The organism is Dyadobacter sp. HNCC25DJ183 (genome assembly GCF_056895175.1).
Genome location: NZ_JBXHAP010000009.1, coordinates 174,905 through 191,401, shown reverse-complemented (window position 1 = coordinate 191,401; position 16,497 = coordinate 174,905). Strand labels below are relative to the sequence as shown.

Below are 16,497 nucleotides of genomic sequence, written 5' to 3'. Positions count from 1 at the left end.
ATCAACGACAAAAATAATGTCTTAGTATAAAGTAACCTGGCGAGTTTGGGTTCCCATTTCGACCTCGCTGATTGCACCTTTGAAGTTCTGGCGCTCTACTTTGAGAATCGAAATAACATACCGGTCACCTGGCTGTGCCTGCTGTGCCAGTGAAGAGATAGAACCGCCTGATCCGGAAAGCGTTACACCATTGATACGACGCGAGCCTCTCGCAAGAGATACCTCTATCTGAGACACTCTGAAACGCGCATCCTCAGGCGAGAAGTTCTTAAAGCTTTCGTCAGGAATAGCTACTACCTGAATGCTTCTGGCGCCTGTTGCAGGTGCACCTTTTCTTTCATCAAACGGAGCTCCGTTAACCCTTACTTCCAGTGATGGTTTCGGTACCCTGTTAACTCTGAAAGGCTCCGATCCAAGTACATTGCCCGCATTGCTTACAGTGATGTTCAACTGAGCCCTGTTTGGAACAATAGTAAATTTACCTTTCTGACCGCTTGGGATAATCTCGCCGCCATCTGTCGAGAAGCTAGGAGCCCAAAGAGCGCCTAATGCAGGACTTTGAATACTCAGCTTGTTCGCACAACCAAAGTACAATGGAGGCAGTGTTCCTGTTTCAATCTGGTAAGTTGGCTTCACCACGAAGTATTCCTGGTTCATGGTATAAGTAGTATCTCTTCCTGACGGGGTAGGGATGGTAATCCTTGCCTGAAGTTCACGTTTTGCAAGTCCTTCCGCATTGTATCCGCCACCTTGTGCAGTGAACTCGATTAAACCAATTCCGTTTTCAACTTTCACCGGCGATCCGTTCAAGCTCATTCTTGGGGTGATACCACTTGCCGAAGCAGCGATAAACATCTGACCTTTGAATTTAGTACCTGCAACCACAGTCTTCGCATCTGCACTTACCATAGCAAGTACCCGGTCAAACTTAATGTCGGCAGCACCAACTTTACTTGCGAGATAATTCAAAACTTCACCTTCCATTCTGCGAATATCCGTTTGCTTCTGGCTTAGTACTGCAAGAGCAGCTGCAACAGGAGTTTGCGCGAAGTTCAATTCTGCAAAATCTTTATTACGTTGTTCCTTGTTGCCTTTTGCCACAGGATCCTGATTTCCGTCCAGTGCAAGAGGTTGAAATTTGTTAGGTGTAAGTTGGTTCAATTGTGCAGTAAAGCTGTTGAGGCTTTTCTGCAGCTGGTATGCTTTTCCATTTTTAGCACCTCCCACCATCAATTCTGCTACTTTACCTTCTTCCTGCGGATTTTTAATCGCGCCCTCCTCATTCAAGCCGCCACCTGCACTGGTGATGATTTCCTGCTTTAATGTATTGATCGAATTTGTAATCTCGGATGTGTACTGACGAACCTGGTCTGCTTCCTTTAAAACGGCAAGATCTGCCGAGCGGTTTCCTGCTTTTTCGACAGCCGCCTTTATTTTAAGTACTGTTTCCTGGTTGATTTTATTGGCTGCGCCTGAGGACAGTTCCAAAGAATTGTTCAAGAGAATGAATTTTTCTATAATGGCTGAACTTACCTGCAATGCGAGCATCGCTGTAAGTACCAGATACATCATTCCAATCATCTTTTGACGGGGTGTTTCTTTTCCACCTGCCATATTATTCAGTAATCGGTTTCAGTGATTAAATAATTTAGGGGAGACAAGCTTCTGCAAATTGCAACCTGCAAAAGCTTGTCAGAAGGGTTTTTACGCGTTTCCGCCACGCATTGCAGTAAGCATATTGCCGTAAATGCCATTCAACGAGGAAATGTTGGTTGTCAATTTCGACATTTCACTTTTGAATACTTGTGATTCTTTGGTCGCATCTGCCATATTCTCCATTGCAGCAGTAAGGTTACCGTAGAATGCATTCATCGCTTTCAGGTGTTTTGTAGTATCCTGAAGTTCAAGCTCATAAACTGCGTTTAATGCACCCATGTTCTTAGTGATCTGCTGGAACTGCTCACGGTATGACTGTGCGTCTTTCGTAGCGTCTGCCATAGAAGTCATCGCATTGATAGCAACTCCGTAAGATTTATTCATATCGCTGATCGCTGTTGACGCAGTTTTCACATTTCTTGCGTAATCATTGGTAGCAACAGTTGCATCAGTCAGATCAGTGATTTTACCAACAGTTTCAGAAAGGTTTCTGAATCCTTTGCCAAGGCTGTCAAACACTTCCGGGGAAAGCTTAGCATTGTCAAGCATATTGTCAAGCTTGGCAGTAATGTTGCTGCTTTGGGTTGTTGTGCCACGGGTAATTGCAGGTCCGTTGTAATCGTCAGCAAGCTCAGGATACACTCTTGTCCAATCCGGATCTCTGTCAGTTGACTGAGTCAATGTTTGCAACGCGTAAAGTAAAAAGATGATTACCTCAGTACCCAGACCAAGAGTAAGCATCTCGCTTCCTCCGTCCCAGTGCTGAATTTTAAATAAAGCTCCTAAAATCACGACGGCAGCACCGGCGCTGTATATTGTTGGTACCAGTTTATCCCAAACAAAACTAGGTCCGCTATTCTTAGCCATACGAATCAAAAATGGTTACAGTGAATAAATTGAAATAAATACTATTAGTTCGAGGGGATCGAAAAAAAGAAGCAGGGTATAAAACACTGCTTCTCTTATATATTAATGTTACTACTAACGACGTCTGGCACGGGCACCTCCACGGTCGTTAACATTATCCATCACGCAGCGGAAGCCGATGAAAGCGCGACGTTCAGTTTCATATTCAAAAGTTCTTGTTCCTGTTTGCAGATAGTAAGCAATGTCTTTCCACGATCCGCCTTTTACAACTTTACGAGGCTCATCAGGATTATCGTATTCAGGGTTCATATCCCAAACGATCGCAGTAGCATTGTCAGTATATGCGTCAGAAGTCCATTCAGCCACGTTTCCTGCCATATTGTAAAGACCGAAATCATTAGGATTATATGCGTTTGCAGGACCTGTATATGGATATCCGTCTGCGTCGTAGTTACCTCTTTGTGGTTTGAAGTTAGCAAGAAAACATCCTTTCGCATTCATTGTATAAGGGTTACCCCATGGATACTTCGCAACTGCACGTCCGCCTCTTGCTGCCCATTCCCATTCTGCTTCTGAAGGAAGACGGAAACCTGTAGAATTAAACTGTCCTTCTTTGTTCTGAAAATCGTGAAGAAGATTGGTGCGCCACTTAGAGAAGTATTGTGCAGCAAGCCAGCTTACACCAACAACAGGGTAAGTATCAAATCCCGGGTGCTGATAGTAATATTCCACAAATGGATCTCCATTGGAGTAGGCAAAATCTTTTTTCCAGACTGTAGTATCAGGGTAATACTTGGACATGATTTCTTCTTCGCCCAACACAGATACAGAGTCAACAAGGAGTGCATTCACGAACTGACGATATTCGTTGTTTGTGATTTCAGTATCATCCATAAAGAACGAGCTGATTGTCACACGACGGTTCATGTTGTTCATAGAAGATGCAATATCTTCATCGGCTTGTCCCATTACGAACGAACCCGAAGGGATTACCACCATTCCTGCAGGAGTAGTCTGTTTGAAGCCCTTTCTGGCAGTTGCAGTAATTTCTCCGTTTTGAATACCGCTTTCTTCTTTTCCTCCCTTGCCAAACTTACTCTTGATAAATCCGCAACTCTGCATGAGCATAAGAGCGGCTATCAAAAGCAGACTTTTGACTCCATCCCGATAGAACACTTTCACATTCATAGTGGTTTTGTAAAATTTTAGATAATAAAATGCTAGCCTAAAAACGATAATTGATTCTGTATAGTATAATTGAAAAAGACAAAAAACTAATCTGCTCCGGGCTGATCCAGCGAGTACCGAAGGGAAATAAATGTGCTCCCAAAACTGCTAAATCCAGACTTATCGACTTAACGTAAAGAAAAAGAGAATTGGTATAAGTGTCGATAATTTTACAAATATAAATTAAAGTTTAACAAACCGCCTTAGAGGAAGTAGTTACAGGTTTGTAAAAAACCAAGGTAAATGTGTCAATGCTGGTATTTTAATACTAAAAAATTGAATATTGCAAACTTTCGAGTCGGCAGTTAGAATCTGAATCGTGGTGTCCTGATGATCGTTTTCTTGCCAAACTTAGGAGATGGTAATGCATAGGACAACATCACTTCAAAAGAGGAAGGTGACTTGGTACGGTCGCCGCCTAACACCAGATCATACGCGCCTGATAATCTAAGCGATTGATCCGGAAGCAGGTAAATTCCTCCCATTAATATAAAATAGGTATCCTGCTGCCGATAGGTACCGCCGATCCAGTATCGTTTGTTGTAAGTTACAGTGGCTCCGCCTTCTACCGAAACCGTGCTGATGTCAGATTTTATAAGTACGATGGGCTGTATATCAAGTAAGTAACCCAGTTCTATGTTTACACCCGCATTAAAATATAATGTACGGGGCAGTGGATTGGTGCCTGTTTCTGAACCAAGCTGGTATTTTGGTTTGAGCAGGTGGTTCAAAGATACCCCGGCATAAAATGCATCTGCTTCATACCGTACACCTACTGCAACATCAGGATTTATTTCCGAAATCACACCCGTTTGAATCAATGGATCGTCCGGGTCTCTGGCGCGCAGCTTTCCATAATCAATCGCCTGGCGAAAAAGTCCGGCGCTTGCACCTACCTGAAAATTCCCGCCGGCTAATGGAATGTGGTAAGCAGCAGACAATTTGAAGTCCTGATCTGTGCGTGGCCCGCTGCGATCATTCAGTGCGTAAAATCCAATGCCAAAATTCTTGATCGGCATGCTGAAAGAGAATAGCTGCGTTGACAATGCGCCGCCTTCGTCCGTCAGGTTTGTTCCCTGGTAACCTGCATATTGTGTCCGGTGTGTAAGCTGAAACTTGGTAAGACCATCCGCGCCCGCAGCTGCCGGATTAAGGTAAAGCTGGTTCAAAGAAAATAAACTAAACTGCGCGTCTTTCTGAGCAACAGCAGCAAAGGGAAGCAAAAATAAAATAGCAAGTAACCGGTTATTTTTATTACTCCTTATAGTAAACTTCAAAGTCATACTTTTGGGTTTGTTTAGGGAATCAACCGAAGGTTTTCAGTTTTGATTTATAACGCATATTGCTTAAAAAAATTGATATAAACACAAAAAAGCCCGGGAAATTTTCCAGGGCTTTTTTGTTGAATTTTAAGCTTATATGCCGTTTGCCTGCCTTATATAAAGGTCAAGCGCGCCGGTCATTGAAGGCGCATTTGGTAACGGCGCCTGGATGTCAAGGATAAGGCCTGCATCTTCTACCGCTTTCGCTGTTGTAGGACCAAATGCTGCTATGCGGGTATAGTTTTGTTTGAAGTCAGGGAAGTTGTCAAACAGCGACTTAATACCTGAAGGACTGAAAAACGCAATGATATCGTAATATACGTCTTCCAGATCAGAAAGGTCGGAAGATACAGTCTGATACATGGTAGCCTCTTGAAAGTGGAACTCTTCTGTATCTGCAAATTCCGGAATATCGCTTTTTCTTACGTCAGAACACGGATAAAGAAACTTCTCTTTCTTATGTTTCCGCATCAGTTCAATCAGCTCCGAGGCAGTTTTTGTACCTGTGAAAATCTTTCTTTTCCGGATTACAATGTACTTCTGAAGGTAATTGGCGGTTTGTTCCGAAATACAGAAGTACTTCATCGTTGCAGGAACCTCAATACGTCCCTCGTTGCAAATCCTGAAAAAATGATCAATGGCGTTGCGGCTTGTAAAAATGACCGCTGTGTGATCCAGAATGTTGACTTTTTGCTTGCGAAAGTCTTTGTATGAAACTCCGTCAATTTGAATGAAAGGCCGGAAATCAACTTTGATATTATACTTTCGGGCTAATTCGTAATAGGGTGAATTTTCGTCGGCGGGTCTGGATTGGCTTACTAGCAGGCTGGTCACCTTTTTAAGCCGTTCCTGATCAAAATTGATAGTATCACTCATGTAAAATCCTCATTAGTTTGTTCCAAACTCATCTTTGTCTGATTATAAGGCAAATTTCATACTAACGATGAGCGGGATGATTTCAATAACGCAAAGGTACGAAAATAAATACAGATTAATCAACGCGCCAGGCGGCTTGGTAACCACGTACAATGCAATGAAACGGCCTATATAGAAAAACAGAAAGGGTATTACAATGTATGCCCGCATATCCGGGATCCAGTTCATCTGGTTAAAGCTCATTCCGAAAAAGATTAGAAAGAACGCCCCGTAGAACATGTAAGAGGATTGTATTATTTTGATAAACAAAACATCTACCTGCTTATCAAGATTAAGCATATTTCCAGCCAGCAACATGCAAATGTATTTGACGTAGGTAAGTACAAAAAACAGCGTAGAGATGATCAGAAAGTCGGCGAAGATCATGAGTGTGTTTGATTTCTCCGATAGTATGCTGTTTACCGAAAACAGATTAACCCTGTTACTGGCAAAAAACAGGAGTAAAAAGCTCATCCACATCGCGGTGATGATCGCGAAAAAGATAATTGTATTACTGTAAGGTTTGTTGATTTTCGAAATCTGCTCGCGGGGGTCGCCGTTGAAAAATTCAATGGGGTTGATCAGCCGGATGAATGAGAGTGGGTTCAGGTTGAAAATCCATGCATTCAATATCAGGATCAGTACCAAAGCCAGTACTGCGAAATTACCGAACGGTGAAAATGAAATGGGTTTAATATTAATAAAGCTGGGCCGCGTACTGGTAAGTGTAGCTGCATCAGCGCTGTTTTTTCTGTGGCACAATAACGCCGCTTTGTCCTCAGTTCCCGGACCGCCATAGATCGTGACCAGCAATTCGTCCTTTCTGTAAACTTTAATCAGACTGTCAATGCTGAGCTCCCTCCATTGGCCGGGGTCAATCCGGGATTGCAGTGCACCTTCGATGAACAGGTAGCTCTCCGTTTCGGCTGTCAGCAACAATGCATACCTGCGGTTCTTAACAAGATCAATGTATAGACTTACAGAACGGGAATCCTCGTCAACACCCTGCGAGTAGGGGACGTAGTTTTTATAGGCTGCATTATAAACAAGCCAATCATTCTGGTAATTGTAAACAGGGAAATAGCGTTCGGGGAGCGTGACCTTAGCTGCACTGAATGCAACGGTCGCGAAAAACATAAATGCCGTAAAGAAAGCCCAACTGGTGCGTGTGAATACGGACTTCATAATTATAAAAGGGCGGGGTTTCCCCAGCCCTCTTAAAGGTAGTATGCTTAAATGTAGATTATTTTCTTCCAAGAGCAAGCAGCATCGTTTCGCCGATCAATGCAGGCGATTCAGCAACAAAGATACCTGACTCTTTCATAATTCTGATTTTAGCTTCTGCAGTATCGTCAGCACCACCGATGATTGCACCAGCGTGGCCCATTCTGCGGCCTTTCGGAGCAGTTTGTCCGGCGATAAAGCCTACAACCGGCTTTTTATTACCAGTCGATTTAATATAGTTTGCAGCATCTGCTTCCATGCTTCCGCCGATTTCACCGATCATAACGATCGCTTCGGTTTCAGGGTCATTCATCAAAAGTTCTACTGCTTCTTTGGTAGTTGTTCCGATAATTGGGTCACCGCCGATTCCGATTGCAGTAGTTTGTCCCAGTCCTGCGCGAGTCAGCTGGTCAACCGCTTCGTAAGTCAAAGTTCCTGATTTTGAAACCAGACCAACAGTGCCTTTTTTAAAGATAAAGCCAGGCATGATACCTACTTTACATTCTTCCGCAGTGATTACACCCGGACAGTTAGGGCCGATCAGACGGCAGTTCTTGTTTTTGATATATTCTTTCGCCTGCATCATATCCTTAGTTGGGATACCTTCGGTAATACAAACGATTACGCCGATACCAGCATCAGCTGCTTCCATGATTGCGTCAGCGGCGAAAGCCGGTGGAACGAAAATAATAGCCACGTCGGCTCCGGTAGAACGAACAGCCTGATCAACAGTGTTGAATACAGGTCTTTCCAAATGAGAAAGTCCGCCTTTACCAGGGGTAACACCACCTACGACATTGGTACCATATTCTATCATCTGCTGGGCGTGAAAAGACCCTTCCGAACCGGTAAATCCCTGAACTATAATCTTAGAATTTTTATTAACTAAAACGCTCATGTTGGTAAATCAGTTTTTTTGGTAAAAGTAGAACGAAAAGCACGAAGTAGCAAAATGTAACCAGAATTTGTAAATTGCTTTTTTGACAATCTGATGGGTGTTTATGGATCTACTTAGCAATCCCCATATATTTTCTAATCTCGTTTTAAGCGGCACCAGTTTGTTCATTTTTTTTAGGTATTTCAATAGTCAGCCTGCAGTTACGAAATGGCTTTGGGGTATCTTCTTCTTCAGTATCGCTGCTGTCGCGTTGACGGACCTGCTCGTTTTTGCAGGAGTGGAAACGATGAACCCCGTCCGTGAAATTGCTTCTGCCGGTGAGATGACGCTGGGCGCAATATGCCTTGTGTCGGCATCTTGGTGTCTTTTAATGCGCTATAAGGGCGGGAATTTTCTATTATTTTCAACGGTAGCTCTGGGGTTGCTGCTCTTTTACTGCATCACATGGTTCAGAGTAGAATATGTGGGGTTGATTATAAAGTCCCTTTGCATTTTAGTGACGCTGCTAATCTCCTGTGTGGGTTTGGCCAGCAGGCTGAAAAGCGCGCTTTGGGTCGTTATTTCGATGATGCTCCTGGCATTGGCTACCAAGTCTGGCAAGCTTCCTATTCCAATGGACCCTGTCGATATCAACCATTATATGATGGTTTTGTCAGTGCTGTGCGTAGGCCGGGCTGTGCGCGATCAGTACAAAATCCTCTTCTGACAGATTAGTTTTCAAACAATTGTTAATGAATTGTTTTTTTAAAACACCGTGTCGTAAATTGCACAGGTTAAATTTAATTAAACAAGTATACCTAATACTCATAACATGAAAACGACCAAGTATGGCGTAATGCTTCTTGCCTCAGTTCTGGCTTTCGGAGCAGTTACAATGAACCCTGTTAAGGCTGAGTTGATTTCTGCCGGCACAGTGGTGGACGATGCAAAACAAGTTAAAACCATCGTTATAAAAGGAACTGACGCAATGCAGTTCGATTTGAAAGAGATCAAGGTGAAGGCAGGACAGAAAGTGAAGCTTACCCTTACTCACGCTGGTAAACTTGCAAAAGCTGCAATGGGTCATAACTGGGTTTTATTGAAACCAGGTGTTGACGTTGCGACATTTGGATCGAAAGCTGCGGCTGCCAGAGAAACAGAATACATCCCTGCATCTGAAAAGGCGAGCATCATTGCACATACCAAGCTTGTAGGTGGCGGAGAAAGCGATACGATCGAATTCACAGCTCCTGCAAAAGGTACTTACACCTACATTTGCAGCTTCCCAGGTCACTATGCCCTGATGAAAGGTACTTTCGTAGTGGAATAAGCTATTGATAATATGTTTAACAAGAAAGGCGCTGATAACAGCGCCTTTCTTGTTAAATGAGGTTTTCAGATTTCCGCAAGCTGTTTTTCTATCAGGTCAACCACCTCTGGCCGGTCCCATTGAGAGGCGCCTATTTCCTGCGCCAGGATTTTTCCCTTGTAAATAATGTAAGTCCGCGGAATCGCATTGCCATCAAGTGCGGAAGGATATGCCCCTGTATATTGATAAAAAGGCAGCTGATATCCTTTTCTTTCGATAAATGGGTTAACAGTTGCCGCATCTTCATCGGAGATAATGTAAAAAGCTACATCTTTATGTGACTTGTATTTATCATAAAGCTTTTGAATACCTGGCATTTCCATATTGCAGGGTCCGCACCAGGTCGCCCATACGTTGATGAAAACCAGCTTGTTCTCGTCCATCGCCACAGGCTTTCCTTCCAGGTCTGTCATAGAAGTGAGGTATACCGAGGATGATTCTCCTGCTTCCTGAACGGGTTCCTGATCAGTTGCGACCGGCGCATCGGCGGACTTGAAGAAGGCGAAGTATACGGCCGTGCCGGCAATGATGAACAATAGTGCTACAAGTATTTTCTTTCCCGCTGCTGTCATATCTAAATGGTTTGGTAAGTAGTAGGTTGTGCCAATGGTACCGCCATAAAAGTAACCAATATCCCGGACTATGATTTACAATAATCCGACGCATTTCTTTTTTTGATGCTAAAACGGAATTTGAATACTTTTATAGAATAATTGCAAAATATCTGATTTGAGGAAAAGGTTTACATTCATGAAATTCTTAGTATCTGGCGTCGCATTTCTATTTGCGCTTACCCTGTCTTACCCCATTCTTGCCCAGCGTTCAGCCGCCGAATTCTTTGAAGAAGGAAACACAAAAGCCGGCACGGGCGATTTTAACGGCGCATTGCAGGCTTACTCTACTGTGATATCCATGAGTCCTGAGCACGCGCCAAGCTATTTCAACAGAGGGTTGGCTAAGGCAAATCTGAAAGACCACCGCGGCGCGATACTGGACTACGATAAAGCCATTGAACTCAGTCCGAAAGAGTCTTTGTACTACCAGAGCAGGGGAGTGAGCAAGAGTTTACAGGAAGATTACCGTGCCGCCATCGAGGATTATTCCAAAGCCATCGAGCTAAATCCGGAGGAGCCCAAAGCCTACTACAACCGCGGTGTTAGCTACGCCAAACTTAAAAATCACCGGAATGCATTGACGGATCTCGACCACGCGCTCGCATTGAACCCTGATGAGCTGGCTGCATTGTACGCCAGAGGCAATTGCAAGCAGGATTTACAGGAATACGCAGGAAGCCTCGCCGATTTTACACGTGTAATCGAATTGAGCCCTAAAAGAACGGGCGCTTATGCAGGCCGCGGGTTAGCGAAATTGGAACTCGGGGATTACCAGGGTGCCAGCGCCGATTTTACGCGGGCCATTGAATTAAGCCCAAATGACAGCGAGCTTTATGCAAACAGGGGTTTGGCGAAAAACAAATTAGAGGATTTCGGAGGCGCTATCATTGATTTTGATAAAACCATTCAACTCAACCCGGATCATTTTCAAGCTTATTATGGTCGGGGTTTTTCAAAGGGAAAACTGAATGATCACCGCGGCTCAATTGCAGATCTGACGAAGTCAATCGAGCTTAAAAATACGTATGTAGGTGATCCTAAAAAGATTGTCTATTCCGGGAAGATTAACCGGGAAAAGTTGGACGAACTTCGTGAACAGGTGAAGGAGAATGTGAAAATAGCGGCGCTCACCAATGAGCGTGCCGAAGCTTATTATATCAGAGGAGTTGTAAGAGCGAAAATTGGAGAAACAAAAGCTGCTATTCAGGATCTTACAACAGCAGTAGAGCTTAGTCCAACTTACTCGAATGCATATTTTTCCCGGGCAATGATCCGCTCTGCCAGCGGCGATCAAATGGGAGCTGTACTGGATTTTACAAGTTCCATCAAACTCCGCTCCGACTATCCGGAAGCATATTACCTGAGGGGAATTTTGAAAAACAGCCTGGGTGAAATCAACGATGGTTGTCTGGATCTCAGCAAAGCCGGAGAACTGGGCTATCAGCAGGCTTATAAAGTGATTTCTTCGTTTTGTAATTAGATAGTAAGGGAGGAGGGAAAAAAGTTTGTCAGGGTGACAAAGTAATACAGCTACTTTGTCACCCTGAGCGCAGCCGAAGGGCTCCTTTTAAGCCTTCTTCATATTATCCGCTACTTTCTCCCAATTCACAACATCCCAGAATGCTTTGATGTAATCTGGTCTTTTGTTTTGGTAATGCAGATAGTAAGCGTGTTCCCAAACGTCCAGTCCGAGAATTGGTGTACCTTTTAGTTCGGATACATCCATCAACGGGTTATCCTGGTTTGGAGTAGATCCAACTGACAATTTTCCGCCTTTTGCAACCAGCCACGCCCAGCCAGAACCGAACCGAGTAGTAGCTGCTTTGCCGAACTCTTCTTTAAACTTTTCCAGAGAGCCGAATTGCGCATTAATTGCATCTGAAACTGCACCTGTTGGTCCATTACCTTTTTTCGGGCCCATTACTTCCCAGAAAAATGTATGGTTCCAATGGCCGCCGCCATTGTTGCGGATTGCCGCTGGCGCTTTACCCACAGACTTGATGATTTCTTCCAACGACTTCTTCTCAAACTCAGTCCCTTTCACTGCATCGTTCAGATTTTTCACGTAAGCTGCGTGGTGCTTTCCGTAATGGATTTCCATGGTCATTTTATCAATACTCGGTTCCAGAGCGGCAAAGTCGTAAGGAAGCGGGTTTTGTTTGAATGGCGCCGTTTCCGCCAGTATCATTCCCGAATCTCCGGCAAATGTGTGATTGGCCAATGCTCCGGCAGTAAGTGCTCCACCGGCAAGTGTCCGCAAAAAATCTGTTCTATTCATAACGATTCATTGAAATTGTTATTAATCAATCATAAGCCACCCGACTTATGATACTGCGTCCCAGCGTGATTTCATCGGCATATTCCAGGTCTCCGCCAATGGGTACTCCGCGGGCAATGGTACTTATTTTTACTCCTGTGGATTTAAGCCGCTTTTGTAAATAAAATGCAGTAGTATCGCCCTCCATGGTAGGGCTCAATGCAAGAATAATCTCCTGAACCTGCGCAAAATCCTCCGGGTTCTCAACGCGCCCGATCAGTGAATCGATATGCAGATCGGAAGGACCGATCCCCTCCAAAGGTGAAATGATGCCCCCAAGCACGTGATATAAACCTTTGTATTGATTGGTAGATTCAATGGCAAGTACATCCCGTGTATCCACTACCACACAAATCATGCTTTGATCACGCTTCTGGTTTGCGCAGATATTGCAGTAAATGTCGTCGGCGATATTGTGGCATTTGGCGCAATAAGTGGTTTTGGTACGCATGTCAAGCAGGGCATTCGAGAGAGACCGGGTTTGTTCTTCTTCTCTTTTAAGCAAATGTAATGCCAGCCGCAACGCGGTCTTTTTACCAATTCCGGGAAGTCGGGAGATTTCGTTTACTGCATCCTCAATCAGTTGCGAGGGATAATTCATGTGCGTAAGATTAATGTATTTCGGCTGAAATACCTCTCCGGCAAATTTCGTTCCGCATGCCGGCAAGTTCCTCAAATGCTCCCTCTTTGACGGAACATTTTCCCTTATAATGTATAATGATCGTACATTGTTCAGCCTGCTCGCTCGAATGCCCGCACACCTCTATCAAAGTATCTATGACCCAGTCAAAAGTATTCACATCGTCATTATAAATAACCAGCTTTTTAATGTCGGTGTCAATCGTTTCTTCCAGAATTTCTACATCTGTTTCTGTCAGCGCTTGCATAACAACCAAATTTCTGTTTGATTAGCAAATCTAATTAAAAACGCAGATTATAAGAAGCATTAGGCTTTTAATCCGTCGCTCCATCAATCCCAAACAGCCCCTTTTTTAATGAATCCTTATATCTCGCTGATCATATTGGTAGTCTATTTCGGGATGCTGATTACGGTCTCTATTTACACTTCCAGAGGGGCGGATACGAACACATTTTTTACTGCTAACCGCCAGTCTCCGTGGTACCTGGTGGCATTCGGCATGATCGGAACTTCACTTTCAGGGGTCACGTTTGTTTCAGTGCCAGGTGCAGTTGCCAACATCCAGTTTTCATATTTCCAGGTAGTGATTGGGTATATTCTGGGATACTTTGTAATTGGTACCGTGCTGATGCCGCTTTATTACCGCCTCAACCTGATTTCCATTTACAGTTACCTAGAACAGCGTTTTGGTTTCTGGTCGTATAAAACGGGTTCCGGCTTCTTTTTGCTTTCACGAACAATCGGCTCAGCCGTAAGGCTTTATGTGGCTGCGCAGGTTTTGCAGCTGGCCCTTTTCAAGCCGCTGGGTGTTCCATTTGAGGTGGCAGTCGCAATTACCATATTTCTGATCTGGATTTATACCTTTAAAGGGGGGGTGAAAACCATTATAGTAACAGATACTTTGCAGACTTTCTTTCTGATTACTGCGGTCGTTCTGACGATCGTTTTGGTGTCAAGAGAATTAAATCTGAACGGGATAGGGGATATCTGGAATGCGGTAGACCAGAGCAAATACTCGAAGATCTTCTACTGGGAAACCAATGATCCCAAGAACTTCTTCAAGCAATTCTTTGCCGGCGTATTTATTGCCATTGTAATGACCGGCCTTGATCAGGATCTAATGCAAAAGAACCTCACTTGTAAGAACATAGGCGAGGCGCAGAAGAACATGTTCTGGTTTACAGTCGTGCTTGTGATCGTCAACTTCCTGTTCCTGTCTCTTGGTGCATTGCTTTACGTATATGCAGAAGCGCAGGGTATCCCGGCAACAGCAAAGACAGACGATTTCTATCCGATGCTTGCGCTCAACCACCTTGGGTTACTGGTAGGTATCACGTTCTTGCTAGGCATTACTGCCGCCACTTACGCCAGTTCCGACTCTGCATTGACTGCGCTGACAACTGCATTCTGCATTGATTTCATGAATATTGAAAAGCGGCCAGAGGAAAAGCGCTCATCCATTAAATTCTGGGTGCACATTATGTTCTCTGTGATCTTCTACCTGGTCATTCTAATCTTCAATAGATTGAACAGCAAAGAAGTAATCACAGCCGTTTTTGATCTTGCAGGTTATACCTACGGACCATTACTCGGACTTTTCTCCTTCGGCGCATTTTTGAAAAGACCGGTTAAAGATCGCTGGGTTCCGCTGGTCTGCATTCTGGCGCCCGTTCTGACTTACGTTATCAACGATCACTCAGCTGAGTGGTTTAACGGATATAAGTTCGGGTTTGAAAGATTGATTATAAACGGGCTGATTACCTTCATCGGTCTCTGGATACTTCATGATCCCAAACCCAAGCTCACCGACAACTACGCTTCTTTCAGGTAAGTCTGCTTACGCATGCAAAATAAAACCGCATATTGCTGTAACATTTTAAATGTTCGCTTTCAAGGTCGAATGTTCGGTTCTGAACAACTTCTTGCGGGCTGGTTTTGGAAATGGAAGACCAAGATTAATATTATAGCGGATTGAAAATCAGATATTTATAGATCAAATTTTGTATGTGGAATTTGTAAAAAGGCGAATGTGGCACGTCCTTTTTTATTTAGAGATCAACCATGCAAGTGCATGCGGTCAAACTCTAAATAGCTATTAGCCATGAAAATCTCAAACATTTCAAACCTGTTCTGCGCATTGGCGCTCACTTTGTCACTCGCTTCTTTCACAACTGACAAAAAGAAAAACACAGAAGACAAAGAAGCAAAAGCAGTAGCATTCGACGCAAGTCTTTACAAGATTTCGGATACCAACAAAGTCAGACTATCTGTCAATAAAGGTACCGACGATAAGGTCAAAGTGATTGTAAGGGATAAAGCAGGGAATGTGTATTACTCAGAAGTTTTCAATGACAAAGGTTCCAAATATCGCCGCGTATTCAACCTGGACGAAATGGGAGACGGAACTTACTACTTCGAAATGCACAACAAGAATAACAAATTGGTCAAAGAAGTTCAGATCGAAAGTACCAGCGAAAAGCTGATCTCATTACAATAGGTTTAGTAAGGTTCATTATAAAAACAAACAATCCCGGCCTAGGTCGGGATTGTTTGTTTTTATAATAGTTCTTTTTCCGGGTCCCAGAAGCAGGTTTTCCAGTTCTGAATCCTATTGTTCCTGACAATCACGCCCTCGCTTTCCAGCAATTCCTGCATGGTAGTGGGTGTTTCAAAAAGTGCCGCAGCGGTAAGCTCCCCCTGGCTGTTAACAACTCTGTGGGCAGGAATACCTTCACGTGTATAGCTGTTGCCCATTGCCCAGCCCACCATTCTGGCGCCACGATTGTTTCCCAGGTATTTGGCTATCGCGCCGTAAGAAGTTGCGCGGCCGGCTGGTATCTGCCGGACTACATCATATACGTCGTTGAAAAACGAATTATCTTTTTTCATTGGCTCTTGCCTCTTCCCGCTCGCCTATCTCGTGAGTCAGCTGATCATACCATTGTGTACCATAAGCACGGATCAGCGGCTCTTTCAGGAATTTATAGACAGGCACGCCAAGCTGTTTGCCAAAGTCGCAAGCAGGGCTGCATATAGACCAGCGATCGTAGTTCAATGCGTGAAATTCATCGTATTTTGTAACACGAATAGGGTACAGATGGCAGGAAATCGGTTTTTTATAGCTGATCTTGCCGTCTAGGTAAGCTGCTTCAATACCGCATTTAAGAATGTTATTTTCATCATAAATGGCGTAAGCACATTCTTTCCCATCGATTATCGGAGTTACAAAGTCTCCATCCCAGTCTTTGGTTGAAGTTCCTTGTTCGGCAATGGCCTTTTTACCTGATTCAGTCAGGTAAGGTTCTACCATCGGATATATTTCGTCGAGAATGGCTACTTCCTCTTCGTCAAGCGGCGCACCTGAATCTCCTTCTACACAGCAAGCACCTTTACATTTGTCCAGGTTGCAGACAAATAGCTGGTCTTCGATATCGTCACTGATACAGGTATGGTCAATTAAAATCATGGG

18 protein-coding genes are annotated in these 16,497 nt (G+C 43.9%); 5 read left to right on the top strand and 13 right to left on the bottom strand.

Translation table 11 applies throughout. The features are described from left to right. Positions 1–21: 21 nt before the first annotated feature. The 7 genes from porM to sucD all read right to left on the bottom strand — a co-directional run bounded on the left by porM (position 22) and on the right by sucD (position 8,109). Complete coding sequence (gene porM / locus AC1XTG_RS22485; protein ID WP_082489211.1) at positions 22–1,614, bottom strand: type IX secretion system motor protein PorM/GldM; 1,593 nt, start codon at positions 1,612–1,614, stop codon at positions 22–24. Between the two features lie 90 nt (positions 1,615–1,704). Further along, positions 1,705–2,523, bottom strand: coding sequence for a type IX secretion system motor protein PorL/GldL (gene porL, locus AC1XTG_RS22480; protein WP_484843518.1), 819 nt, complete (start codon positions 2,521–2,523; stop codon positions 1,705–1,707). 114 nt (positions 2,524–2,637) lie between these two features. Continuing rightward, positions 2,638–3,711, bottom strand: a complete 1,074-nt coding sequence (gene porK, locus AC1XTG_RS22475; protein WP_056286052.1) for a T9SS ring complex lipoprotein PorK/GldK — start codon at positions 3,709–3,711, stop codon at positions 2,638–2,640. A 344-nt stretch (positions 3,712–4,055) separates the two neighbouring features. Next, on the bottom strand, positions 4,056–5,033 hold the full coding sequence (locus tag AC1XTG_RS22470; protein ID WP_484843517.1) for a PorP/SprF family type IX secretion system membrane protein: 978 nt from the start codon (positions 5,031–5,033) through the stop codon (positions 4,056–4,058). Positions 5,034–5,165: 132 nt separating this feature from the next. Further along, positions 5,166–5,948 (bottom strand): uroporphyrinogen-III synthase, encoded by a 783-nt coding sequence (locus tag AC1XTG_RS22465; RefSeq protein WP_484843516.1) that lies wholly within the window; start codon positions 5,946–5,948, stop codon positions 5,166–5,168. Between the two features lie 42 nt (positions 5,949–5,990). Beyond that, positions 5,991–7,172, bottom strand: coding sequence for a DUF4271 domain-containing protein (locus AC1XTG_RS22460; protein WP_484843515.1), 1,182 nt, complete (start codon positions 7,170–7,172; stop codon positions 5,991–5,993). A gap of 58 nt (positions 7,173–7,230) precedes the next feature. Further along, the gene (gene sucD / locus AC1XTG_RS22455; RefSeq protein ID WP_056286040.1) at positions 7,231–8,109 is read right to left on the bottom strand and encodes a succinate--CoA ligase subunit alpha; all 879 of its coding nucleotides are present in this window, start codon (positions 8,107–8,109) and stop codon (positions 7,231–7,233) included. Positions 8,110–8,269: 160 nt separating this feature from the next. Between sucD and AC1XTG_RS22450 the strand changes: the two genes are divergently transcribed. Together AC1XTG_RS22450 and azu are read left to right on the top strand one after the other, a co-directional pair. Then, on the top strand, positions 8,270–8,815 hold the full coding sequence (locus AC1XTG_RS22450; protein WP_484843514.1) for a hypothetical protein: 546 nt from the start codon (positions 8,270–8,272) through the stop codon (positions 8,813–8,815). A gap of 105 nt (positions 8,816–8,920) precedes the next feature. After that, on the top strand, positions 8,921–9,418 hold the full coding sequence (azu, locus tag AC1XTG_RS22445) for an azurin (protein ID WP_056286034.1): 498 nt from the start codon (positions 8,921–8,923) through the stop codon (positions 9,416–9,418). 65 nt (positions 9,419–9,483) lie between these two features. On the opposite strand, the gene AC1XTG_RS22440 is transcribed toward azu, so the two are convergent. Beyond that, the gene (locus AC1XTG_RS22440) at positions 9,484–10,029 is read right to left on the bottom strand and encodes a TlpA family protein disulfide reductase (protein ID WP_056286031.1); all 546 of its coding nucleotides are present in this window, start codon (positions 10,027–10,029) and stop codon (positions 9,484–9,486) included. A 178-nt stretch (positions 10,030–10,207) separates the two neighbouring features. Here AC1XTG_RS22440 and AC1XTG_RS22435 point away from each other — a divergent pair, with 178 nt between their 5' ends. Beyond that, the gene (locus tag AC1XTG_RS22435; RefSeq protein ID WP_056286028.1) at positions 10,208–11,551 is read left to right on the top strand and encodes a tetratricopeptide repeat protein; all 1,344 of its coding nucleotides are present in this window, start codon (positions 10,208–10,210) and stop codon (positions 11,549–11,551) included. A gap of 87 nt (positions 11,552–11,638) precedes the next feature. Here AC1XTG_RS22435 and AC1XTG_RS22430 read toward each other — a convergent pair whose 3' ends face one another. From AC1XTG_RS22430 to AC1XTG_RS22420, 3 genes are read right to left on the bottom strand one after another with little or no spacing between them, the layout of a single operon-like run. After that, positions 11,639–12,349, bottom strand: coding sequence for a superoxide dismutase (locus tag AC1XTG_RS22430; RefSeq protein ID WP_056286026.1), 711 nt, complete (start codon positions 12,347–12,349; stop codon positions 11,639–11,641). A gap of 25 nt (positions 12,350–12,374) precedes the next feature. Continuing rightward, on the bottom strand, positions 12,375–12,989 hold the full coding sequence (gene recR / locus AC1XTG_RS22425; protein WP_484843513.1) for a recombination mediator RecR: 615 nt from the start codon (positions 12,987–12,989) through the stop codon (positions 12,375–12,377). A 10-nt stretch (positions 12,990–12,999) separates the two neighbouring features. After that, on the bottom strand, positions 13,000–13,275 hold the full coding sequence (locus tag AC1XTG_RS22420; protein ID WP_056286020.1) for an ATP-dependent Clp protease adaptor ClpS: 276 nt from the start codon (positions 13,273–13,275) through the stop codon (positions 13,000–13,002). Positions 13,276–13,383: 108 nt separating this feature from the next. Between AC1XTG_RS22420 and AC1XTG_RS22415 the strand changes: the two genes are divergently transcribed. Continuing rightward, positions 13,384–14,859, top strand: coding sequence for a sodium:solute symporter (locus AC1XTG_RS22415; protein WP_484843512.1), 1,476 nt, complete (start codon positions 13,384–13,386; stop codon positions 14,857–14,859). A 270-nt stretch (positions 14,860–15,129) separates the two neighbouring features. Further along, positions 15,130–15,525, top strand: a complete 396-nt coding sequence (locus AC1XTG_RS22410) for a hypothetical protein (RefSeq protein WP_056286013.1) — start codon at positions 15,130–15,132, stop codon at positions 15,523–15,525. Between the two features lie 59 nt (positions 15,526–15,584). Here the strand turns inward: AC1XTG_RS22410 and AC1XTG_RS22405 are convergent, their stop codons facing one another. Both AC1XTG_RS22405 and AC1XTG_RS22400 read right to left on the bottom strand, forming a co-directional pair. Further along, positions 15,585–15,917 (bottom strand): MGMT family protein, encoded by a 333-nt coding sequence (locus AC1XTG_RS22405; protein WP_484843511.1) that lies wholly within the window; start codon positions 15,915–15,917, stop codon positions 15,585–15,587. Further along, a complete protein-coding gene (locus AC1XTG_RS22400; protein WP_056286005.1) occupies positions 15,904–16,494 on the bottom strand; it encodes a DUF3109 family protein in 591 nt (196 codons plus the stop codon). The genes AC1XTG_RS22405 and AC1XTG_RS22400 overlap by 14 nt, the downstream gene beginning before the upstream one ends. Between the last annotated feature and the right edge of the window lie 3 nt (positions 16,495–16,497).

Coding starts and splice junctions, on each gene's coding strand:
- porM (WP_082489211.1), bottom strand. CDS start 1,614: ATGGCAGGTGGAAAAGAAACACCCCGTCAAAAGATGATTGGAATGATG.
- porL (WP_484843518.1), bottom strand. CDS start 2,523: ATGGCTAAGAATAGCGGACCTAGTTTTGTTTGGGATAAACTGGTACCA.
- porK (WP_056286052.1), bottom strand. CDS start 3,711: ATGAATGTGAAAGTGTTCTATCGGGATGGAGTCAAAAGTCTGCTTTTG.
- AC1XTG_RS22470 (WP_484843517.1), bottom strand. CDS start 5,033: ATGACTTTGAAGTTTACTATAAGGAGTAATAAAAATAACCGGTTACTT.
- AC1XTG_RS22465 (WP_484843516.1), bottom strand. CDS start 5,948: ATGAGTGATACTATCAATTTTGATCAGGAACGGCTTAAAAAGGTGACC.
- AC1XTG_RS22460 (WP_484843515.1), bottom strand. CDS start 7,172: ATGAAGTCCGTATTCACACGCACCAGTTGGGCTTTCTTTACGGCATTT.
- sucD (WP_056286040.1), bottom strand. CDS start 8,109: ATGAGCGTTTTAGTTAATAAAAATTCTAAGATTATAGTTCAGGGATTT.
- azu (WP_056286034.1), top strand. CDS start 8,921: ATGAAAACGACCAAGTATGGCGTAATGCTTCTTGCCTCAGTTCTGGCT.
- AC1XTG_RS22440 (WP_056286031.1), bottom strand. CDS start 10,029: ATGACAGCAGCGGGAAAGAAAATACTTGTAGCACTATTGTTCATCATT.
- AC1XTG_RS22435 (WP_056286028.1), top strand. CDS start 10,208: ATGAAATTCTTAGTATCTGGCGTCGCATTTCTATTTGCGCTTACCCTG.
- AC1XTG_RS22430 (WP_056286026.1), bottom strand. CDS start 12,349: ATGAATAGAACAGATTTTTTGCGGACACTTGCCGGTGGAGCACTTACT.
- recR (WP_484843513.1), bottom strand. CDS start 12,989: ATGAATTATCCCTCGCAACTGATTGAGGATGCAGTAAACGAAATCTCC.
- AC1XTG_RS22420 (WP_056286020.1), bottom strand. CDS start 13,275: ATGCAAGCGCTGACAGAAACAGATGTAGAAATTCTGGAAGAAACGATT.
- AC1XTG_RS22415 (WP_484843512.1), top strand. CDS start 13,384: ATGAATCCTTATATCTCGCTGATCATATTGGTAGTCTATTTCGGGATG.
- AC1XTG_RS22410 (WP_056286013.1), top strand. CDS start 15,130: ATGAAAATCTCAAACATTTCAAACCTGTTCTGCGCATTGGCGCTCACT.
- AC1XTG_RS22405 (WP_484843511.1), bottom strand. CDS start 15,917: ATGAAAAAAGATAATTCGTTTTTCAACGACGTATATGATGTAGTCCGG.
- AC1XTG_RS22400 (WP_056286005.1), bottom strand. CDS start 16,494: ATGATTTTAATTGACCATACCTGTATCAGTGACGATATCGAAGACCAG.